General features: G+C 60.6%; 16 protein-coding genes. 8 read left to right on the top strand and 8 right to left on the bottom strand.

The window, feature by feature from the left end; all coding sequences use genetic code 11:
- Positions 1 to 19 precede the first annotated feature (19 nt).
- The 4 genes from BJ928_RS15520 (at position 20) to BJ928_RS15500 (ending at position 5,344) form a co-directional block, all read left to right on the top strand.
- Complete coding sequence (locus tag BJ928_RS15520; protein ID WP_348628219.1) at positions 20 to 1,501, top strand: catalase; 1,482 nt, start codon at positions 20 to 22, stop codon at positions 1,499 to 1,501.
- A 233-nt stretch (positions 1,502 to 1,734) separates the two neighbouring features.
- Positions 1,735 to 2,772, top strand: a complete 1,038-nt coding sequence (gene hemH, locus BJ928_RS15510) for a ferrochelatase (RefSeq protein ID WP_245432347.1) — start codon at positions 1,735 to 1,737, stop codon at positions 2,770 to 2,772.
- Between the two features lie 90 nt (positions 2,773 to 2,862).
- Complete coding sequence (locus BJ928_RS15505) at positions 2,863 to 3,831, top strand: GlxA family transcriptional regulator (RefSeq protein WP_052227568.1); 969 nt, start codon at positions 2,863 to 2,865, stop codon at positions 3,829 to 3,831.
- A 172-nt stretch (positions 3,832 to 4,003) separates the two neighbouring features.
- On the top strand, positions 4,004 to 5,344 hold the full coding sequence (locus tag BJ928_RS15500) for a class I SAM-dependent methyltransferase (protein ID WP_047630389.1): 1,341 nt from the start codon (positions 4,004 to 4,006) through the stop codon (positions 5,342 to 5,344).
- 77 nt (positions 5,345 to 5,421) lie between these two features.
- Here BJ928_RS15500 and benD read toward each other — a convergent pair whose 3' ends face one another.
- From benD to BJ928_RS15465, 7 genes are all read right to left on the bottom strand, one after another.
- Positions 5,422 to 6,201, bottom strand: coding sequence for a benzoate diol dehydrogenase BenD (gene benD, locus BJ928_RS15495; protein ID WP_047630387.1), 780 nt, complete (start codon positions 6,199 to 6,201; stop codon positions 5,422 to 5,424).
- The gene (gene benC, locus BJ928_RS15490; protein WP_047630384.1) at positions 6,198 to 7,223 is read right to left on the bottom strand and encodes a benzoate 1,2-dioxygenase electron transfer component BenC; all 1,026 of its coding nucleotides are present in this window, start codon (positions 7,221 to 7,223) and stop codon (positions 6,198 to 6,200) included. The genes benD and benC overlap by 4 nt, the downstream gene beginning before the upstream one ends.
- A gap of 42 nt (positions 7,224 to 7,265) precedes the next feature.
- Positions 7,266 to 7,754, bottom strand: coding sequence for a benzoate 1,2-dioxygenase small subunit (gene benB, locus BJ928_RS15485; RefSeq protein WP_047630382.1), 489 nt, complete (start codon positions 7,752 to 7,754; stop codon positions 7,266 to 7,268).
- Positions 7,751 to 9,109, bottom strand: coding sequence for a Rieske 2Fe-2S domain-containing protein (locus BJ928_RS15480; RefSeq protein ID WP_047630381.1), 1,359 nt, complete (start codon positions 9,107 to 9,109; stop codon positions 7,751 to 7,753). The genes benB and BJ928_RS15480 overlap by 4 nt, the downstream gene beginning before the upstream one ends.
- 94 nt (positions 9,110 to 9,203) lie before the next feature.
- The gene (gene catA / locus BJ928_RS15475; protein ID WP_047630379.1) at positions 9,204 to 10,142 is read right to left on the bottom strand and encodes a catechol 1,2-dioxygenase; all 939 of its coding nucleotides are present in this window, start codon (positions 10,140 to 10,142) and stop codon (positions 9,204 to 9,206) included.
- Positions 10,143 to 10,227: 85 nt separating this feature from the next.
- On the bottom strand, positions 10,228 to 10,518 hold the full coding sequence (gene catC / locus BJ928_RS15470; protein WP_047630377.1) for a muconolactone Delta-isomerase: 291 nt from the start codon (positions 10,516 to 10,518) through the stop codon (positions 10,228 to 10,230).
- A gap of 12 nt (positions 10,519 to 10,530) precedes the next feature.
- On the bottom strand, positions 10,531 to 11,712 hold the full coding sequence (locus tag BJ928_RS15465) for a muconate/chloromuconate family cycloisomerase (protein WP_052227567.1): 1,182 nt from the start codon (positions 11,710 to 11,712) through the stop codon (positions 10,531 to 10,533).
- Between the two features lie 163 nt (positions 11,713 to 11,875).
- Here BJ928_RS15465 and BJ928_RS15460 point away from each other — a divergent pair, with 163 nt between their 5' ends.
- Positions 11,876 to 12,817 carry a LysR family transcriptional regulator gene (locus BJ928_RS15460; RefSeq protein ID WP_047630375.1) on the top strand — a complete coding sequence of 314 codons (942 nt, stop codon included), beginning with the start codon at positions 11,876 to 11,878 and terminating at the stop codon, positions 12,815 to 12,817.
- 289 nt (positions 12,818 to 13,106) lie between these two features.
- Complete coding sequence (locus BJ928_RS15455) at positions 13,107 to 13,874, top strand: L,D-transpeptidase (protein WP_047630373.1); 768 nt, start codon at positions 13,107 to 13,109, stop codon at positions 13,872 to 13,874.
- Between the two features lie 78 nt (positions 13,875 to 13,952).
- Here BJ928_RS15455 and BJ928_RS15450 read toward each other — a convergent pair whose 3' ends face one another.
- Positions 13,953 to 14,849, bottom strand: coding sequence for a sugar phosphate isomerase/epimerase family protein (locus tag BJ928_RS15450; RefSeq protein WP_047630371.1), 897 nt, complete (start codon positions 14,847 to 14,849; stop codon positions 13,953 to 13,955).
- Between the two features lie 177 nt (positions 14,850 to 15,026).
- On the opposite strand from BJ928_RS15450, the gene BJ928_RS15445 reads away from it, so the two are divergent.
- Entirely contained in the window at positions 15,027 to 16,097 is a 1,071-nt protein-coding gene (locus tag BJ928_RS15445) for a LacI family DNA-binding transcriptional regulator (protein ID WP_245432335.1), read from the top strand.
- Positions 16,061 to 17,068 (top strand): substrate-binding domain-containing protein, encoded by a 1,008-nt coding sequence (locus BJ928_RS15440; protein WP_047630369.1) that lies wholly within the window; start codon positions 16,061 to 16,063, stop codon positions 17,066 to 17,068. The genes BJ928_RS15445 and BJ928_RS15440 overlap by 37 nt, the downstream gene beginning before the upstream one ends.
- The last annotated feature ends 31 nt before the right edge of the window (positions 17,069 to 17,099 follow it).

Raw genomic sequence — 17,099 nt, 5'->3', positions numbered from 1 at the left:
GGTCGCATCAGTCGCTTCCATGAACGAGGAGAAACCGATGAACGACCAAACCAACAGGCCATTCCTGACACACGCGTCCGGGGCTCCGGTCTCGGATAACGTCAATATCCAGACGGCCGGCCCGCGCGGTCCGGCATTGCTGCAGGACGTCTGGCTGATCGAGAAGCTTGCGCATTTCGCCCGCGAGGTCATTCCCGAGCGCCGCATGCATGCCAAGGGCTGGGGTGCGCACGGCACCTTTACCGTGACGCACGATATCTCGCGCTACACCAAGGCGAAGATATTCTCCGAGATCGGCAAGCAGACGCCGATGTTTGCCCGGTTCTCAACGGTTGCCGGCGAGCGCGGCGCCGCCGATGCCGAACGCGATATCCGCGGCTTCGCGCTGAAATTCTATACCGAGGAAGGCAATTGGGATCTGGTCGGCAACAATACGCCGGTCTTCTTCTTCCGCGATCCCTTGCGCTTTCCCGATCTGAATCACGCCATCAAGCGCGATCCGCGCACCGGAATGCGCTCGGCCGACGCGAATTGGGACTTCTGGTCCTTGCTTCCCGAAGCGCTGCATCAGGTGACGATCGTCATGTCGGAGCGGGGTATTCCAAAGAGCCTGCGGCATATGCATGGCTTCGGCAGCCATACCTACAGTCTGCTGAACGCCGCCAATGAACGCATCTGGGTCAAGTTCCACTTCCGCACGCAGCAGGGCATTCAGAACCTTACCGATGCGGACGCCGAAGCACTTGCCGGCAAGGATCGCGAAAGTCACGGCCGCGACCTGTTCGACAGTATCGAGGCGGGCGATTTCCCGCGCTGGACGCTGTTCATCCAGGTGATGACCGACGAGCAGGCGCAGGCCTTTCCGTTCAACCCGTTCGACCTCACCAAGGTCTGGCCGAAGGGTGAATATCCGCTCATCGAGGTCGGGTATTTCGAGCTCAACCGCAACCCCGACAACGTCTTTGCCGAAACCGAGCAGGCTGCGTTCACGCCAGCCAATATCGTGCCCGGCATCGGCTACTCGCCCGACAAGATGCTGCAGGCGCGCCTGTTCTCCTATGGCGATGCGCAGCGCTACCGGGTCGGCGTCAATCACCACCAGATCCCGGTCAACGCGCCGAAATGTCCGTTCCATAGCTATCACCGCGATGGCGCCATGCGGACCGACGGCAATCTTGGCGGCACCCCGACCTACTGGCCAAACAGCAGGGGCGAGTGGACGGACCAGCCGCATCTCAACGAGCCGCCGCTCGAAATCACCGGAGCGGCAGCGCATTGGGATCATCGTGTCGACGACGATTACTACCAGCAGCCAGGCGATCTCTTCCGCAAGATGACGCCTGCGCAGAGGCAGGCTCTGTTCGACAATACCGCTCGCGCCATGGGAGATGCCAGGGCCGAAGTCAAGCAGAGGCATATTGACAACTGCACGAAGGCCGACCCGGCCTATGGCAAGGGTGTTGCCGACGCGCTGGCGAAATTGACCGCCGGCGAACTCTGATGCAGTTTTGCAGGCGGCCCTATCCACCCTGCCGCCTGCAAGCGTTGCGGAAAGCGGTGCGCCAGGCCTTTTCCGCAACGCGTCCCGATCTTTCTTCAAGATAGTTCGCGCCCCCGCCGCCGCTCGGGGTCGCGGGTGCCTGACCGCAACACCGTTCCGTTTCGAGCGGTCCGAAGCGGCGCGAGGATTTGGAGGCCGACATGAATATCGTCAAGCTGGATCTTTCCAGGAGCATGGACCGCCGCCGTTCGTTGCACTGGAGCAGCAACCGCAAGATCGGCATCCTGCTCAGCAACCTCGGAACGCCTGATGGCACCGACTACTGGTCGGTCCGACGCTATCTCAAGGAATTTCTCTCCGACCGTCGCGTGATAGAGGTGTCCCGACTTGCGTGGTTCTTCATCCTCAACGGCCTTATTCTCACGACGCGGCCAGCAAGGAAGGGGAGGGATTATGCGACGATCTGGAATCTTGAGCGTGACGAAAGCCCGCTAAAGACGATCAGCAGGGAGCAGGCGGAAAAGCTCAAGGCTGCGATTGCGGCCGGTTTGCTCGGTCGCACGGATGCGGAGATCGCCGTCGCCTGGGGAATGCGGTATGGCAACCCCTCGCTGAAATCGGCAATAGAGCATCTGGTGGCGAATGGCTGCGACCGTATTCTTCTGCTGCCGCTCTATCCGCAATATTCCGCGGCGACGACCGCGACAGCCTGCGACAAGACCTTCGAGGCCCTGGCAGCGCTTCGCCATCAGCCGGCGTTGAGGGTCGCAGCTCCCTATTTCGACGATCCCGATTATATCGAGCAGATCGCGGTTTCGATGGCCGATCAGCTCAGGCGCCTCGATTTCGAGCCGGAGATCATCCTGGCGTCGTTCCATGGCATGCCGCTCGACACCCTCCTCAACGGCGACCCCTATTACGACCAATGTCAGCGGACGGTTCATCTCCTGCGGCTGCGACTGAGCTTGCCGGTCAGCCGGTTGATGGTGACCTTCCAGTCGCGCTTCGGCAAGGCGGAATGGCTAAAGCCCTATACCGATGAGACGATCAAGGCCCTTGCGGCAAGTGGGGTAAAGCGGCTGGCGGTCGTAACCCCCGGTTTTTCCGCCGACTGTCTTGAAACTATCGAGGAAATCGGGGCCGAGAATGCCGAGTATTTCTTCGCTGGCGGCGGCGAAAAATTTGCGCGAATCGACTGTTTGAACGACAGTGAAGCGGGAATGCGCGTGATCGGGTCGATCGTTCGGCGGGAACTGAGCGGCTGGTTGTAGGTTTGTATTCCAATGTCCGACTTTCGGGCGGAGCGTTTCACCGCCGTTGACGCAAGGTTTGGCGTGGGATGTGGGGTGGGGAAGTAGGAAATGACCGCTAAGGCGAAGCCGGTTGTCATCGTCGTGCCCGACAATGCCCAGTCCCTCGATGTCTCCGGGCCTTTCGACGTATTCCTGGAAGCCAACCGCCAGGCGCCGGGCATCGCAAATTATGAAATCCGGACGCTGTCGGCATGCCGTGAACGAACGATACGGGCCGGAGGCATGTCGCTGCTCGCGGATGGATCGATCCATGACGACGATGGCGCCATCGACACGTTGCTCGTTGCAGGCACGCCCAATTACGGACAGGCCTATGAGAGCATCGAGCTACACGATTGGTTGAGGCTGCGTGCGCCCTCGACGCGCCGGCACGGCTCGGTTTGCACGGGAGCCTTCTTCCTGGGGGCTGCGGGTCTGCTCGACGGCCACAGTGCGACCACGCATTGGCAGCATGCCGTCGAGCTGGCCGAGCGCTTTCCGGCCGTCAACGTCGTTCCCGATCAGATCTATGTGGAGGATGGGCCGCTATGGACATCTGCCGGCGTGACGGCCGGCATCGATCTTGCCCTGAAGCTGGTGGAGGACGATCACGGCCGCGAGCTTGCGCTGACTGTCGCGAGGCGGCTGGTCGTTTTCCTGAAGCGCCCGGGCGGACAATCGCAATTCAGCGTCCATCTTGCCGCACAAATCGCGACCGAGGGACGTATCCAGGCGATCCAGCATTGGGTACTTGACCATTTGTCGCTTGAGCTTACCGTTCACACACTTGCGTCACGCGCAGCCATGAGCGTTCGCAATTTCTCCCGCGTCTTTCAGCAGGAAACCGGCATTACGCCGGCCGATTTCGTCGAGATGGCCCGGGTGGATTCCGCCCGCAGGCTGCTGGAAGATACCGAAACACCATTGCAGAGAGTGGCTTCAAGCTGCGGCTTTGCAAACCCCGATACGATGCGACGGGCCTTTCTGCGGCGCATCGGCACCGGGCCGAGTGAATATCGCGAGCGATTTCGTCGGTAACGATGCAGCCGCCTCGGGCATCGGCGCGCGAACGCAACCTTGATGTCGCAAATGATCTGGATATTCTACCAGATTAAGTAGTACGCTTTACAAACCAATACCGGTACGGGATTCTTCTCTGCTCCCGAGCTAGGGGATCACCCGTCAAGGAAACGATAAACAGGTAGTTGTCATGTTCCTAGAAGCAGCTCTTTCCCGCTTGATCAAGATCGGAACCCTTACGGTCACTTTTCCGGATGGTTCCACGCGCAGTTTCGGTACGGGATCTGAACCGCGCGCCGCGATGAACATAAAGACCGCCCGCGCAAAACGCCGCTTGCTCCTCAATCCGGCGCTGGCGCTGGGGGAAGCCTATATGGACGGCGAAGTCGAGCCGGTCGATGGCAATCTCTTCGAGATGGTGGACCTGCTCGCCCTCAACATGATGGAAGGCGGGAGCCATCCTTTCGAAAAGCTGATGGAGAAGGTTCGCTGGCTGCGCCGGAACCTGGATCAGCTGAACTTTGCCGGGCGCTCGAAGCGCAATGTCGCGCATCACTACGATCTCGACGCACGCCTCTATTCGCTGATGCTGGACGACGACAGGCAGTATTCCTGCGCCTATTTCCCCGTCGGTGACGAGACGCTCGAGGAGGCGCAGCTCAAGAAGAAGCGGCATATCGCATCGAAGCTGATGCTCGATCGCCCGGGCCTCGAAGTTCTGGACATCGGTTGCGGCTGGGGCGGGATGGCGCTTTATCTTGCCAGGGAGTTCGGCGCCCGGGTCACGGGTCTCACCCTTTCCGAGGAGCAATTGCTGGCGGCAAGGGCGCGTGCAAAAGATGCCGGCCTCGATCACATGGTGACGTTCGAGCTCTTGGATTATCGTTCCTGGACGCGCCCGGTCGATCGTATCGTCTCGGTCGGCATGTTCGAGCATGTCGGCATCAACCACTACAAGACCTTCTTCGACAAGATCCGCTCGGTGCTGAAGGAGGACGGTGTTGCGCTGATCCATGCGATCGGCCGCGCCGACGGGCCGGGCAGCACCAATCCGTGGATTGCCAAATACATCTTCCCCGGCGGCTATTCGCCGGCGACCTCCGAAGTTCTATCCGTGGTTGAAAAATCTGGTCTATGGACGACGGATGTCGAAATCCTGCGCCTCCATTACGCCAAGACGCTCGCGCAGTGGCGGGATCGCTTCATGAAGAACAGGGAAACCCTGGCCAAGCTTTACGACGAGCGGTTTTGTCGGATGTTCGAATTCTACCTCGTCGGATCTGAGCTGGCCTTCCGCCGCATGGGTCACATGAACTGGCAATTGCAGCTGACAAAGAATGTTTCGGCCCTGCCGCTGGCACGCGACTACATGGTCGACATCGAGCGAGCGCGGGCTGCCATTGCCGAACAGGGAAGGGCGGAGCCGATCGAGGCCGCGAGTGCGCGGGCAAGACGGGATCTGGCTGTGCATGAGGAGCGTAAATCCCGCCAGCAAAACCAATCTGGCGCCGAATCCTCCTGCAACCTGTGAAGGCGACATTTGGCGCGCAACGGACGTCATTATCCAGCCCGGACTGACGTCGGTTGGCGCCGGAGTGTTCCTCGAAATCAGCCGAGATCGCCGCCGGCGACGGGCAATACGCTGCCTGTGATGTAGGAGGCCTCATCTGAAGCCAGAAACAGGATCGGCGCGACCTGCTCGTCAATCGTCGCGTAGCGCTTCATGAAGCTCGATTCCGTTACCTGCTGCACGACCTCGCTCATCCAGCGCTTCTCGGCGGCGCTGTCCCCGCTGACATTGCGCGGTATCCGGCGCGGCGGAGCATCCGTGCCGCCGGGCGCCGTCGCGACCACGCGGATATTCCGTTCGCCAAGCTCCATTGCCAGCGATTGCGTGATGGCGTTGACGCCTCCCTTGGCGGCCGAATAAGGCACGCGATGGATGCCGCGCGTCGCGTTGGACGATACGTTCACGATCGTGCCGCCACCGCGCGCAAACAGATGCGGCAGCACGGCGTGACAGCAGTAAAGGGTTGGCATCAGCGAACGGCGGATTTCCGCATCGATCTGGCCTGCTTCGAATTCGACATAGGGTCGCATGCGTATCGCGCCGCCGACATTGTTGATCAGGATATCGATGCCGCCGAAAGTCTCGGCGGCAAATCGCATGGCTGCTGCAGCACCTTCATAGGTTTCGAGATCGGCATTGAAGGCACTGGCTTTCACACCTTCCGCCACCTCTTCCACGAATTCGGCGCGATCGACGAAGAGTACGGCGCCGCCTTCTTCGGCTGCGCGCGTTGCCACAGCCCGGCCTATACCTTGCGCGGCACCGGTGACGACAACAGCCTTGCCGGAGAAGCGACCTGGGAAATAGGAGCCGCTCATGCGGCCTCCTTCGCCGCGACGTTCGGCGTGAATTTTTCATAATGGAAACTGTTGGGCGTAATGCCGTTGTCGTCGAAATATTTGCGCACGGCATCGACCATTGGCGGTGGGCCACACAGATAGACGTCGACATCCCCGCCATGGAGGGCCTCGGCCGGCATGTGTTGCGTGACCCAGCCCTTACGCGGATGGGCGGAAGCTTCTTCCGCGACGACCGTGTTGTATGTGAAATTCGGCAGCCGCTTCCTGTAGGCTTCGATCTGATCGACGAGAACCAGGTCCAGATCCCGGGTCACGCCATAGATCAGATGGATCTGCTGCTGCGAGTTTTCGCATGCCAGGACTTCCAGCATCGACAGGAATGGGGCGAGACCGGTCCCGCCGGCGAGCATGAGCACGGGGCGCTGCATGTCGCGTAAATAGAAGCTGCCCATCGGGCCTGTGATGTCGAGCTTCTCGCCGGTCTGCGCCCTTGCGAGCCAGCTGCTCATCACGCCGCCGTTGATCCTCTTGATCAAGAAGCCGATGCGACGCTCGCCGGGAGCGCTGCTGAAGGAATAAGAGCGGTGCTGGCCGCTGCCGGGGACATCGATATTGACATATTGTCCGGGAAGAAAGACGGGAGCGCTCGCATCGACTTCCAGCTCCAGTACGATGGCTGCATCATTGTGCGGTGTAACCTGTGCCACGGTCGCAACGAACTTCTGTTGACTGGTCTTGCATGCCGTCGAGGTCGTCGGGACCGCGATGACGCAGTCGGAGGACGGCTTCATCTGGCAGGTGAGGACGAGCCCGCTCTTTGCCTCATCGGCGGTCAATGCGTCATCGATATAGTCGTCGCCGAGATCGTAGTTGCCGCACTCGGCGCGGCATTTGCAGGTGCCGCATACGCCGTCCGAACAGTCCATCGGGAGGTTGATCTTGTTGCGAAAGGCCGCGTCGAGAACCTTTTCGCCTTCCTTGCATTCGACGAAACGGGTGACGCCGTCTTCGAAATTCAAAGCGATGTTATAGCTGGTCATGGAACTCTCCTCATCGGTTCCTGTGCCGTCAGGAGACGTCTCTCAGATGTGATAGACGTCGATGACCTGGCGGATGTAGTCGTTCTTCAGCACGATTTTCTTGGCCGAGATCAGCAGTTGATCGCCGCTCCTGCGAAGGGTGACGAACATGGTTCCGAAGAATTGATCCGTGACCTTGTAGCGATGGTTGAGCGTGTGAAAGTTGTAGCGAATGTCGACTTCCGCATCGCGGCGGGCCAGCAGCTCGACGTTGTTGACATTGTGGCTGGTGCGCGGCTCCGGCGTCGATGCGCCGGAGCGCTCGGTCTTGATGCGGAACACCCGGTCTTCCAGGCCATCACGGCTCGGATAGAAGATCAGGGATATCTGGCTATGTGGATCTTCGGTCAACTGGTCGTCGTCGTCCCAGGCCGGCATCCAGTATTCGACATCGGGCGCATAGCAGGTTAGCCATTCATCCCATTCGCGATCATCAAGCAGGCGTGCCTCGCGATAGAGGAAGGCGCAGATCTCATCGTGGGAGATGTTCATGGGAGAGCTCCTTCCTTTTCGGCGGCAAGAGCTTCGCGCATCACCTTCGCCCAATATTCATGCTGGCGGACGAACAGGCCCTCGTCTTCGCTGCGCTCGCCTGACAGCAGCGGCTCCAGACCCATCCTCCTGGCATTCTCGTCCGGGCCGTCGATCCAGAGAGGCGCGCCGCGCGAAAGATCGTTCCAGAGGGCTGCCGTTCCGGCATAGCCGGCCTGGCAGGCGCGGAATTCTTCCAGATCATCGGCGGTTCCCATGCCCGACACATTGAAGAAATCCTCGTACTGCCGGATACGAAGCGTGCGATCGGCCTCGCTTTCGCCCTTCGGCGCGAAGCAGAAGATGCTGATTTCCGTCTTGTCGACACTGATGGGGCGTGTCACGCGGATCTGCGTGCTGAACTGGTCCATCAGAAACACGTTCGGATAGAGGCAGAGATTGCGGGTCTGGTTGATGATGAAATCCGCCTTGTCCGAGCCGACACGAGCCTCGATCTCGCCGCGGCGATTGTAGACCGGCCTGACCTCCGGGTTCATCGCTCGTGTCCACAAAAGGATGTGGCCATTTTCGAAACCGTAGACGCCGGCGATGGATTTGCTCCAGCCATTGGCGTCGACCGCTTTGGTACCTTCCTCATTGCGGCGGCCCATGGTTGCGGCGTAGTTCCAATGAACGGAGCTGACGTGATAGCCGTCACAGCCGTTTTCCATCTGCAGCTTCCAGTTTCCGTCATAGATGTAGGACGAATTACCCCGCAGCACTTCCAGCCCTTCGGGGGCCTGGTCGACGATCTGGTCGATGATGACCTTGGCCGCGCCGAGATAATCCTCCAGCGTGGCGACGTCTTCGTTCAGGCTGCCGAACAGAAAGCCGCGATAGCTCTGGAAACGCGCTACACGTCTGAGATCGTGCGAGCCGTTCTGGGCAAATTGCTCGGGATATTGCGTCGTCTTCTCGTCCTTGACCTTGAGCAGCTTGCCGGTGTTGGAAAAGGTCCAGCCATGGAAGGGGCAGGTGAAGCTGCCCTTGTTGCCGTGCTTGCGCCGGCAGATCATGGCGCCGCGGTGCGCGCAGGCATTGATGACGGCGTGCAGTTCTCCCGTCTTGTCACGGGTGATGACGATGGGCTGGCGGCCAATATAGGTCGTGTAATAGTCGTTGTTATCAGGGATCTGGCTTTCATGAGCCAGATACACCCAGTTGCTTTCGAAGATGTGCTTCATCTCGAGCTCGAACAGGTCTTCGTTGGTGAAGATGTCGCGGCGGCAACGGAATATGCCGGCGTCCTTGTCATCTTGCACGGCAGTGCTCAGCAGATGATCGAGATCTCGGGCCTTGTCTATGATCGCGGACATGATGTCTCTCCAGCTCGCGGCGCATGGGTGCGGCACAGCAACAATATCGATGATGAAGAGGGGCGGCGGCCCTTCGGGCCACCGCATCGATCGGTTACGCGGCTGCGCGCTTGCGCTGCTCGTTGACCTGATTGTCGACGCCATTGACGAGGGCGGTCAGGCGGAAGTCGAATTCGATCTCCGCAAACGGGCCGCTGAGATCATTGGCCCGGATACTGGCTTCGTCGGTACGCTCCGTTACCTCAGGCACGAGGCCATCCCGGGTCGCATAGGCGAAATCGTCGTTCACCAGCGGATCGCCGGCGATATTGATCTGGGTCGTCAGCTTGCGATGGTCGTCGGCGCTGATGAAGAAGTGGATATGCGCGGGGCGCTGGCCGTGGCGGCCGAGCGCCGACAGCAGCTTTTCGGTCGGGCTGCCCGGAGGCACGCCGTAGCCGTGCGGCACGATGCTCCGGAACTTGTAACAGCCGTTGACATCGGCAATGATCGTGCGGCGCATGTTGAAGGGCGCCTGCTTTCCGGTGGGGTCGAAGTGGGAATAGAAGCCACGCGTGTCGCAGTGCCAGACCTCGACGGATGCGCCGGGCAGCGGCTTGCCATCGGCCCCATAGACAGTGCCTTGCATAATGAGCGTATGGCCATTGGCATCGGTGCCGTCGTCGAGGCGGGCGAATCCTTGTGACACTGGCGCGCCGGCAACGTAAAGCGGCCCCTCGATGGTGCGCGGTGTCTCGTTCTTGATGCCGAGCGCATCGTCGATGGCGTCGAGACGTTCGTCGAGAAAATGGTCGAGCCCAAGGCCGGGCGAGATGAGGCCCGCCTGGCCGGCGGCGCCGATCTCGTTTACCCAGGCGATCGCGGTCCAGTATTCGTCGGGCGTGATGTCGAGATCGTCAATCGCCTTGAACAGATCGGACATCAACCGATGGATGATCTGCTTGACGCGCGGATTGCCGCTGTCGTTGGCGAGGCCGCTCAAAACCTTCAGGAAATCCTGTACGTCTGGCCTGTCAAAAATCTTAACACTCATGATATTACTCCTCCTCTTTTCCGGTCGTTGCGAAAGCCGCTTCTAAGACCCGGCCTGCGGCAGGGGCCTCTCCCGTGCCGTCGCCTCAGGTGTCGTCGTCGCGGACCGACGACGGGTGCCGCAAGAGCGGCGTGACTTTGATGGTCATGAACTTGAACAGCGGCAGGCCCATCAGGATCGTGTGCAGCTCCTCATTGTCCTTCACGTCGAAAATGCTGTAGTTCGCGTATTCACCGGCAATGCGCCAGATATGCCGCCATTTTCCGCTGCGCTGCAGCTCCTGCGAATAGGCTTTCTCCCTGGCGATGATTTCGCCCGCTTCCGCCTGCGGCAGGTCCCTCGGGATGTTCACGTCCATTCGCACATGAAAAAGCATGATCTTGATCCTCTACCCGATGACACTGACCGTCTTGCGTGATCCGCCGCGCAGGAAGAATTTCACTCGGTCTTCGTCCAGCGCGATGCCCAGACCAGGCCCATCGGGGACGGTCAGTTCGAAATCGCGATAGTCCAGCGGGGTCGCCAGAATTTCCTCCGTCAGCAGCAGCGGGCCGAAGAGCTCCGTTCCCCATTGCAGATTGGCGAAGGTGGAAAAGGCATGGGCCGATGCGGCGGTGCCGACCGCGCCCTCGAGCATGGTGCCGCCATAAAGTTCGATCCCGGCCGCATCGGCGATCGCCGCGACGCGCTGCGCATTGAAGAGGCCACCGCTCTGCTCGATCTTGATGGCGAAGACATCTGCGCCGCTGATCTTGGCAAGCTCGAAGGCCGTCTCCGGACCTTGCAGGGATTCGTCGGCCATCAAGGCGATGGGGAAGCGACGCACGAGCCGCGCCAGCGCAGCAGCGGAGGCGACAGGCTGTTCCACCAGCTCGCATCCGGCCTCGGCAAGAGCGGCCATCGCGTAGGCAGCCTCGGTTTCGCTCCAGGCCATATTGACGTCGACGCGAACTGCGCCGCGATCGCCGAGCGCGCGCTTGATCGCGGCGACATGGGCAACGTCCTCGCGCGGCGTCCCGGCACCGATCTTCAATTTGAAGATCCTGTGGCGGCGAAGGTCGAGCATCTTCTCGGCTTCGGCTATGTCGGTCGCAGTATCGCCCGAGGCGAGCGTCCACGCGACCGGTAACCGGCTGCGCATGCGCCCTCCCAAGAGTTCGCTGACGGGCAGGCCGAGCCGCTTGCCATGCGCATCGAGCAGCGCCGTCTCGATCGCACATTTGGCGAAGCGGTTTTCCTTGATCTGCTTGCCGATGCGCGCCATCAGGATCTGGATGCGGGTGGCATCTTGCCCCAGCAGTGCCGGCTGGAAATAGGTATCTATGGCGAGCTTCATGCCTTCTGGGCTTTCGCCGCCATAGGAGAGCCCACCGATCGTCGTTCCCTCACCGATGCCCACAATGCCGTCGCTGCAGTGAACCTTGACCAGCATCAGGGTCTGGCCGTTCATCGTCGCGACGGAGAGCTTGTGCGGCCGGATGGTCGGCAGGTCGATCAGCAAAGTTTCTACCCGGTCAATGACGGGGGAGGTTGCCGCGTTCGGCGCAATGGGTGTGAAGGTCGTGTTCATGCCAGAAGTCTGCGCGGGGAGGCGGCAAACGTCCAACACCATTTGCATCTCAAACGATACCTTTATGGTATGATGACGAGAAAAATGCTAATATCTATATACTTACTGCATCGCAACATATCAGATGGCTATATCAAGCGGCTGCCATATTTGGAGGTGGGAAATGGATCTTCGGCAACTTCGTTACTTCGTGGCTGTCGCGCAGGAGCGCAATTTTACGCGCGCGGCGGAATTGCTGCATATCGCCCAGCCGCCTCTCAGCCGGCAGATCCAGCTTCTGGAAGAGGAACTGGGAGTTTCGCTGCTCATCCGCAAGAGCCGTCCCGTGCGTCTGACCGATGCCGGCCGGTTGTTCTACGAGCAGGCGCTGCAGGTTCTCGGCCGCGTCGAGCAGATGCGGGATGCGACGCGCCGCATCGGCCTCAATCAGAACAGCGTCTTTTCCATCGGTTTCGTCGCCTCAACGCTCTATGGCGGCCTCCCTTCGCTGGTCCGCAAGATGCGCAGACATGCGCCCGAACTGGATATCCAGCTGTTGGAACTGGTGTCGGTCCAGCAGATCCCCGCGCTCAAGGAGGGACGCATCGATGTCGGCTTCGGCCGATTGCGTCACAGCGATCCCAATGTCGTCGGCACCGTCTTGCGCGAAGAGCGCCTCGTGGCTGCGGTGCCCATGGGTACGGCGCTTGCAGGGGATTCCGCTCCCTTGCCGGTGAAGAAACTTCACGGGCAGAAGCTGATCGTCTATCCGAAGGAGCCGCGGCCGAGCTATGCCGACCAGGTGCTGGGATTGCTGCAGAGCCGCGACGTTCGCCCGGCGGAAGTGCACGAGGTGCGGGAAATTCAGACGGCTCTGGGGCTGGTGGCCGCCGATGCCGGCGTGTGCGTGATCCCGTCATCGGCGCGGCAGATGCGGTCCGATGTCCATTATCGGCTGATCGAGGAAGAGGCGATGACGTCTCCGGTGATTCTCAACCATCGCGTTGGCGACAATTCTGTTCATATCGACCTGATCAAACGGCTGATCGAGGAAATGTACGCGGAAAATCCGCCCTGGCTGGACATGGAGCATAATGTCCTGCCCGGCCGCTCATTCGGCGACTAGGCGGTGCGTGGCGAGACGGTTTGGCGAACAGATATTGCGGGCCGCAGCCGGGGCATTTAAGCATCGGGATAGCCTCCAGCGCTCACTACACTTGCGGAAATGCGTAATACCTGTGGCTTCTAGCCCACACTCGGCAATTGAGTTTGCATGGTCATGATATCGGCGAACTTGCCATTATAGGTCCGGACTGACTATGAGGTCATCACCACTTAATGATTAGACATGTCGCCTCTTTTGGCCTCATCGGTCGAGGACGCGATATCAATGTGCGAGGTTTGTTAGGACAGGAATGCGCTCAACGAAGAACGAAAAGACTCTCTCCCGGCGGGCTTTCATGCTCGGGTCGATCTCTGCGACCGCAGCGCTTGCGGGCTGTGCCACCACGGCCCCCGTTCCAACCCCAATTGCAGCTCCTGTTCGTACACCGCCTGTCGTTCCCGTTGCGTCGGAACCTCAAAGCGTCATCACACCTGATCCCGAACTCGAAGCACGCTATGCCTCCGTGGTCGATGGCGGCCATGTCATTCCGGCGGTGCCTTATCGAAAGCTGGACCCGAAATTTTATCGGCAGCGCGTTCCCGATCCGACCGGCGAAACGCCGGGCACGGTTGTCGTCGATACGGTGTCTAGATTTCTCTATGTCGTGGAGCGGGGCGGTACCGCCATGCGCTATGGCGTCGGCATCGGCCGCGACGGCTTTGCGTGGGAAGGCGAGGGGATCATTCATTGGCGGCAGCATTGGCCGCGCTGGAAGCCGCCGAACGACATGATCGCCCGCAAGCCGGAGCTTGCGAAATATTCCGTCGCCAATGGCGGCATGGACCCGGGCATCAAGAACCCGCTTGGTGCGCGCGCGCTCTATATCTTCCAGAACGGCAAGGATACGCTTTACCGTCTCCACGGCTCGCCGGAATGGTACTCGATCGGCAAGGCGACGTCGTCGGGCTGTGTCCGCTTGGTCAATCAGGACGTCATCGACCTCTATGAACGCGTTCCCTACCACGCGCGCATCGTCGTTCATCAGACTCCGCTTCAAAGCAAGGCGATCTCTGCCTGAGTGAGCGGCTCCCTTTCAAAGGGGAGCCGGTGCTGCAGCTTGCGGAAGGCTGATTGGCAAGTCTGCGCCAATCGGCGATCAGGGCAGACGGCTGCGCTGCTGGCTTTGCCGCTGGGCCTCCTGAGCGGCCTTGAGCTGCGCCTTCGTGTACATCAAAGCGTGCTCGGCCAGGTCGCGTCCGTCGTCCCAGAGGTTGCGCCAGATGCCGAGAATGCCTTCGAGCGGCTGTCCCACGACGCGCGAGGAAAAGGATTCGAAGGTGATCGGTCCCTGATAGCCGGAACGGACGAGAACCCGGAAGACGCCGGCAAGATCGATCGTGCCCGAACCCATGTAGCCGCGATGGGAATCGCCGGTATGGAAATAGCCGAGATAATCGCCGGTTTCGAGAATGGCGGCCTGAATATCGGATTCCTCGATATTCATGTGATAGACGTCGAGATGCACCTTCACGTTCGGCATGCCGATGCGCTTGCACATTTCAACGGCCTGGGCGGCCGTGTTGAGAACGTTGGATTCGTAGCGGTTGACCACCTCGAGCACGAGCGTGATGTTGCTTTTCGCCGCCGTCTCGGCCACCTGGCGCAGGATGTCGACCGATTGCGCGACGCCCGCCGCCGTTGTCGGCTCGGTATATTTTCCGAAGGCTGAATGCAGGATGCCGCCGATATAGTCGCCGCCGCAATCGCGGCAGACGGCAATTGCCTGTTCCAGCTTCGCCTTGCCGCGTCGACCTTTCTCCTTGTCGCCGCTTGAGATGTCGGTGTCGAAATCGAGGCCGAGCGAGAAGTTGATGCCGATGCCGCTTTTTTCGAGCTGGCGGCGGGTGAACTCGGGATCGATCAGGCTCGGGTCCAGCGCCGGCGCCTCGATGAAGTCGTAGCCGACCTCGGCGCTGCTCGCGATTGCGCGGGCGCATTCGTCGCGGCTCCAGCCAGCCTCCCAGACCAGCGCGTGAACTCCCAGCTTGTTCATGATCGTCCTCCCGGTTTCGTGGATGCAAAACAATTGCTGCAATGCGAAAGACGTGAATCGTTTTATACTTGAAAGCACTCACGTTGACACCGCATGTATGCTGGTATAGCTTACAATAAAACGTTTCACCAGAATTTTCGTAGTATCAATCGGAGATTGTTGATGGGGGAGGGCAAAGTGTCGAAATCGCGAACTCCCTCCATCAAGATGGTAGCCGATAGGGCAGGCGTTTCGGTGGCGACCGTCTCGAATGTTCTCAATGGCAAGCCGACGGTTTCTCCGGATTTCGCCAGGCGCGTGAATGACGCGGTTCGCGAACTGGGCTACGTCGTTGATCTCGGCGCGTCGCGATTGCGTTCACGCAAGGCGCAGCTCGCCGGTGTCGTCGTGCCGGATTTGACCAATCCGATGTTCGCCTCCTTCGTTTCCACGCTGGAGCATCTGGCGCGCCTCGACGATTATGACCTCGTGGTCGTCTCCGCGCGCAACAATGCCGAAGAGGAGGCCGACCGGCTGCGCAAGATCCGCTCCTGGCGGCCGGCCGGCCTGATCGTCATTCCCTGCGATGGCGCCATTGCCGAGCGCTTGCCGAATGGTTTCTTCGCGCCGGTCGTGCTGGCCGACCGTATACCGGATGCGGCCGGTTTCGATCTGATCGCGGTCGACAACGGGGCCGCGGCCGGTGCGATCGCCGCGCATCTCGATGAGCAGGGCTATCGCGATTGCGTGGTCCTCGGTAGCAGCCTGTCGATCACCAATGTGCGCGAACGCTGGGAGGGCGTGCGTACCGCGGCCGGGCGCATGCACGTCGAGATGCTGGAGATCGGCATCGACGATGATAATGGCGCGCAACGCCTCGAAGAGCGGCTACGCCGACAGCCGTTGCCAGGCGCGCTATTCTCACTCGACCACGGCACGACGCTCCTGACCTACCGCACCATGGCGGAGATCGGACTTTCCGTGCCGGGCGATCTCGCCTTTGCGAGCTTCGACGAGATGGAATGGATGCGGCTGGTCGCTCCCGGCATCACGGCCGTGCGTCAGCCTGTCGAGGAAATGGCCGAGCAGGCCTGGGCGCTGCTGTTGCGACGCATGACCGGCTCTGGAGGAAAGCCGGTTACGCGACGCCTGCGCTGCGCCGTCGAGATCCGCGGTTCGACGCCGCGGAGCCCGCTTGAGGAGGCGGGTAAAACGAAACTGGGAGGAGAAAAATGGAAGTTACAAGACGAACCATACTCGCCGGAATAGGCGGCGCCGTCGTCGTCGGAACTCTCGGCGGCACAATTGGTGTGGCGCAGGCGGCCGAGCCGCAGGTCGGTGTCGTGGTCAAAATCGGCGGCATTCCGTGGTTCAATGCCATGGAAGTCGGCATCAAGAAGGCGGCGCCGGAATACAAGACGAATGCCTGGATGGTCGGGCCGACGCAGGCCGACGCCGCCCAGCAGGTGCGCGCCATCGAAGATCTGATTGCCCGTAAGGTCGCTGTCATCGGCATCGTGCCGAATGATTCGGCTGCGCTTGATCCTGTTCTTGGCCGTGCGCGTGCCGCAGGCATCAAGGTGCTGGCCCATGAAGGCCCGAACCAGAAGGAGGCCGATTGGGACTTCGAGCTCACGACCATCGAAGGTTACGGACAGGCGCATATGGACTTGCTCGCCAAGCAGATGGGCGAGGAGGGCAAATACATTGTCTATGTCGGCTCGCTTACGGTTCCGCTGCACAATGCCTGGGCGGACGCCGCAATCGCCTATCAGAAGCAGAAATATCCCAAGATGGAAATGCTCGGCGATCGCTTCGGCGTAGCCGAAAGTCTGGATGAAAGCATCAAGACCACGCAGGACCAGTTGCGTGCCCATCCGGACCTCAAGGGTATTCTGACATTCGGCTCGCAAGGTCCCATCGGCGCGGCGCGCGTTCTTGACGATCGCGAAAAGGCGAAATCGATCGCGCTCGTCGGCGGCTTCTCGCCGGGGCAGGGCGTCAAGTATGTCAAATCGGGCACGATCCGCGGCGGCTTCATCTGGAATCCGATGACGGCGGGCGAGATCTTCGTGCAGCTTGCCTCCATCCTGGCGGCCGGCAAGGAGCCGACCGACAACATGGAGCTGACCGGCGTCGGCAAGGTTCGCGTCTATCCGGACAAGAAGCTCATTCAGGCCCAGAAACTGGAGTCGCTCGATAAGGAAAATATCGATCGGCTTGTGGCGCTCGGCCTCTAGGCGTTCCTCCCGAGGGCCGGCGGCAGGCTTA

Source organism: Rhizobium sp. WW_1, assembly GCF_003610155.1.
GTDB lineage: Bacteria > Pseudomonadota > Alphaproteobacteria > Rhizobiales > Rhizobiaceae > Rhizobium > Rhizobium tropici_A.
Note: the sequence above shows the minus strand (reverse complement) of the source record. Positions and strands in the feature narration are given on the sequence as shown.

Excerpts from the sequence above, each read along its gene's own strand:
- catC (WP_047630377.1), bottom strand. The coding sequence starts at position 10,518 with ATGCTTTTTCATGTGCGAATGGACGTGAACATCCCGAGGGACCTGCCG.
- benC (WP_047630384.1), bottom strand. The coding sequence starts at position 7,223 with ATGACCAGCTATAACATCGCTTTGAATTTCGAAGACGGCGTCACCCGT.
- benD (WP_047630387.1), bottom strand. The coding sequence starts at position 6,201 with ATGAGCGGCTCCTATTTCCCAGGTCGCTTCTCCGGCAAGGCTGTTGTC.
- catA (WP_047630379.1), bottom strand. The coding sequence starts at position 10,142 with ATGAGTGTTAAGATTTTTGACAGGCCAGACGTACAGGATTTCCTGAAG.
- BJ928_RS15455 (WP_047630373.1), top strand. The coding sequence starts at position 13,107 with ATGCGCTCAACGAAGAACGAAAAGACTCTCTCCCGGCGGGCTTTCATG.
- BJ928_RS15440 (WP_047630369.1), top strand. The coding sequence starts at position 16,061 with ATGGAAGTTACAAGACGAACCATACTCGCCGGAATAGGCGGCGCCGTC.
- BJ928_RS15460 (WP_047630375.1), top strand. The coding sequence starts at position 11,876 with ATGGATCTTCGGCAACTTCGTTACTTCGTGGCTGTCGCGCAGGAGCGC.
- BJ928_RS15520 (WP_348628219.1), top strand. The coding sequence starts at position 20 with ATGAACGAGGAGAAACCGATGAACGACCAAACCAACAGGCCATTCCTG.
- hemH (WP_245432347.1), top strand. The coding sequence starts at position 1,735 with ATGGACCGCCGCCGTTCGTTGCACTGGAGCAGCAACCGCAAGATCGGC.
- benB (WP_047630382.1), bottom strand. The coding sequence starts at position 7,754 with ATGAACATCTCCCACGATGAGATCTGCGCCTTCCTCTATCGCGAGGCA.
- BJ928_RS15480 (WP_047630381.1), bottom strand. The coding sequence starts at position 9,109 with ATGTCCGCGATCATAGACAAGGCCCGAGATCTCGATCATCTGCTGAGC.
- BJ928_RS15450 (WP_047630371.1), bottom strand. The coding sequence starts at position 14,849 with ATGAACAAGCTGGGAGTTCACGCGCTGGTCTGGGAGGCTGGCTGGAGC.
- BJ928_RS15500 (WP_047630389.1), top strand. The coding sequence starts at position 4,004 with ATGTTCCTAGAAGCAGCTCTTTCCCGCTTGATCAAGATCGGAACCCTT.
- BJ928_RS15505 (WP_052227568.1), top strand. The coding sequence starts at position 2,863 with ATGACCGCTAAGGCGAAGCCGGTTGTCATCGTCGTGCCCGACAATGCC.
- BJ928_RS15465 (WP_052227567.1), bottom strand. The coding sequence starts at position 11,712 with ATGAACACGACCTTCACACCCATTGCGCCGAACGCGGCAACCTCCCCC.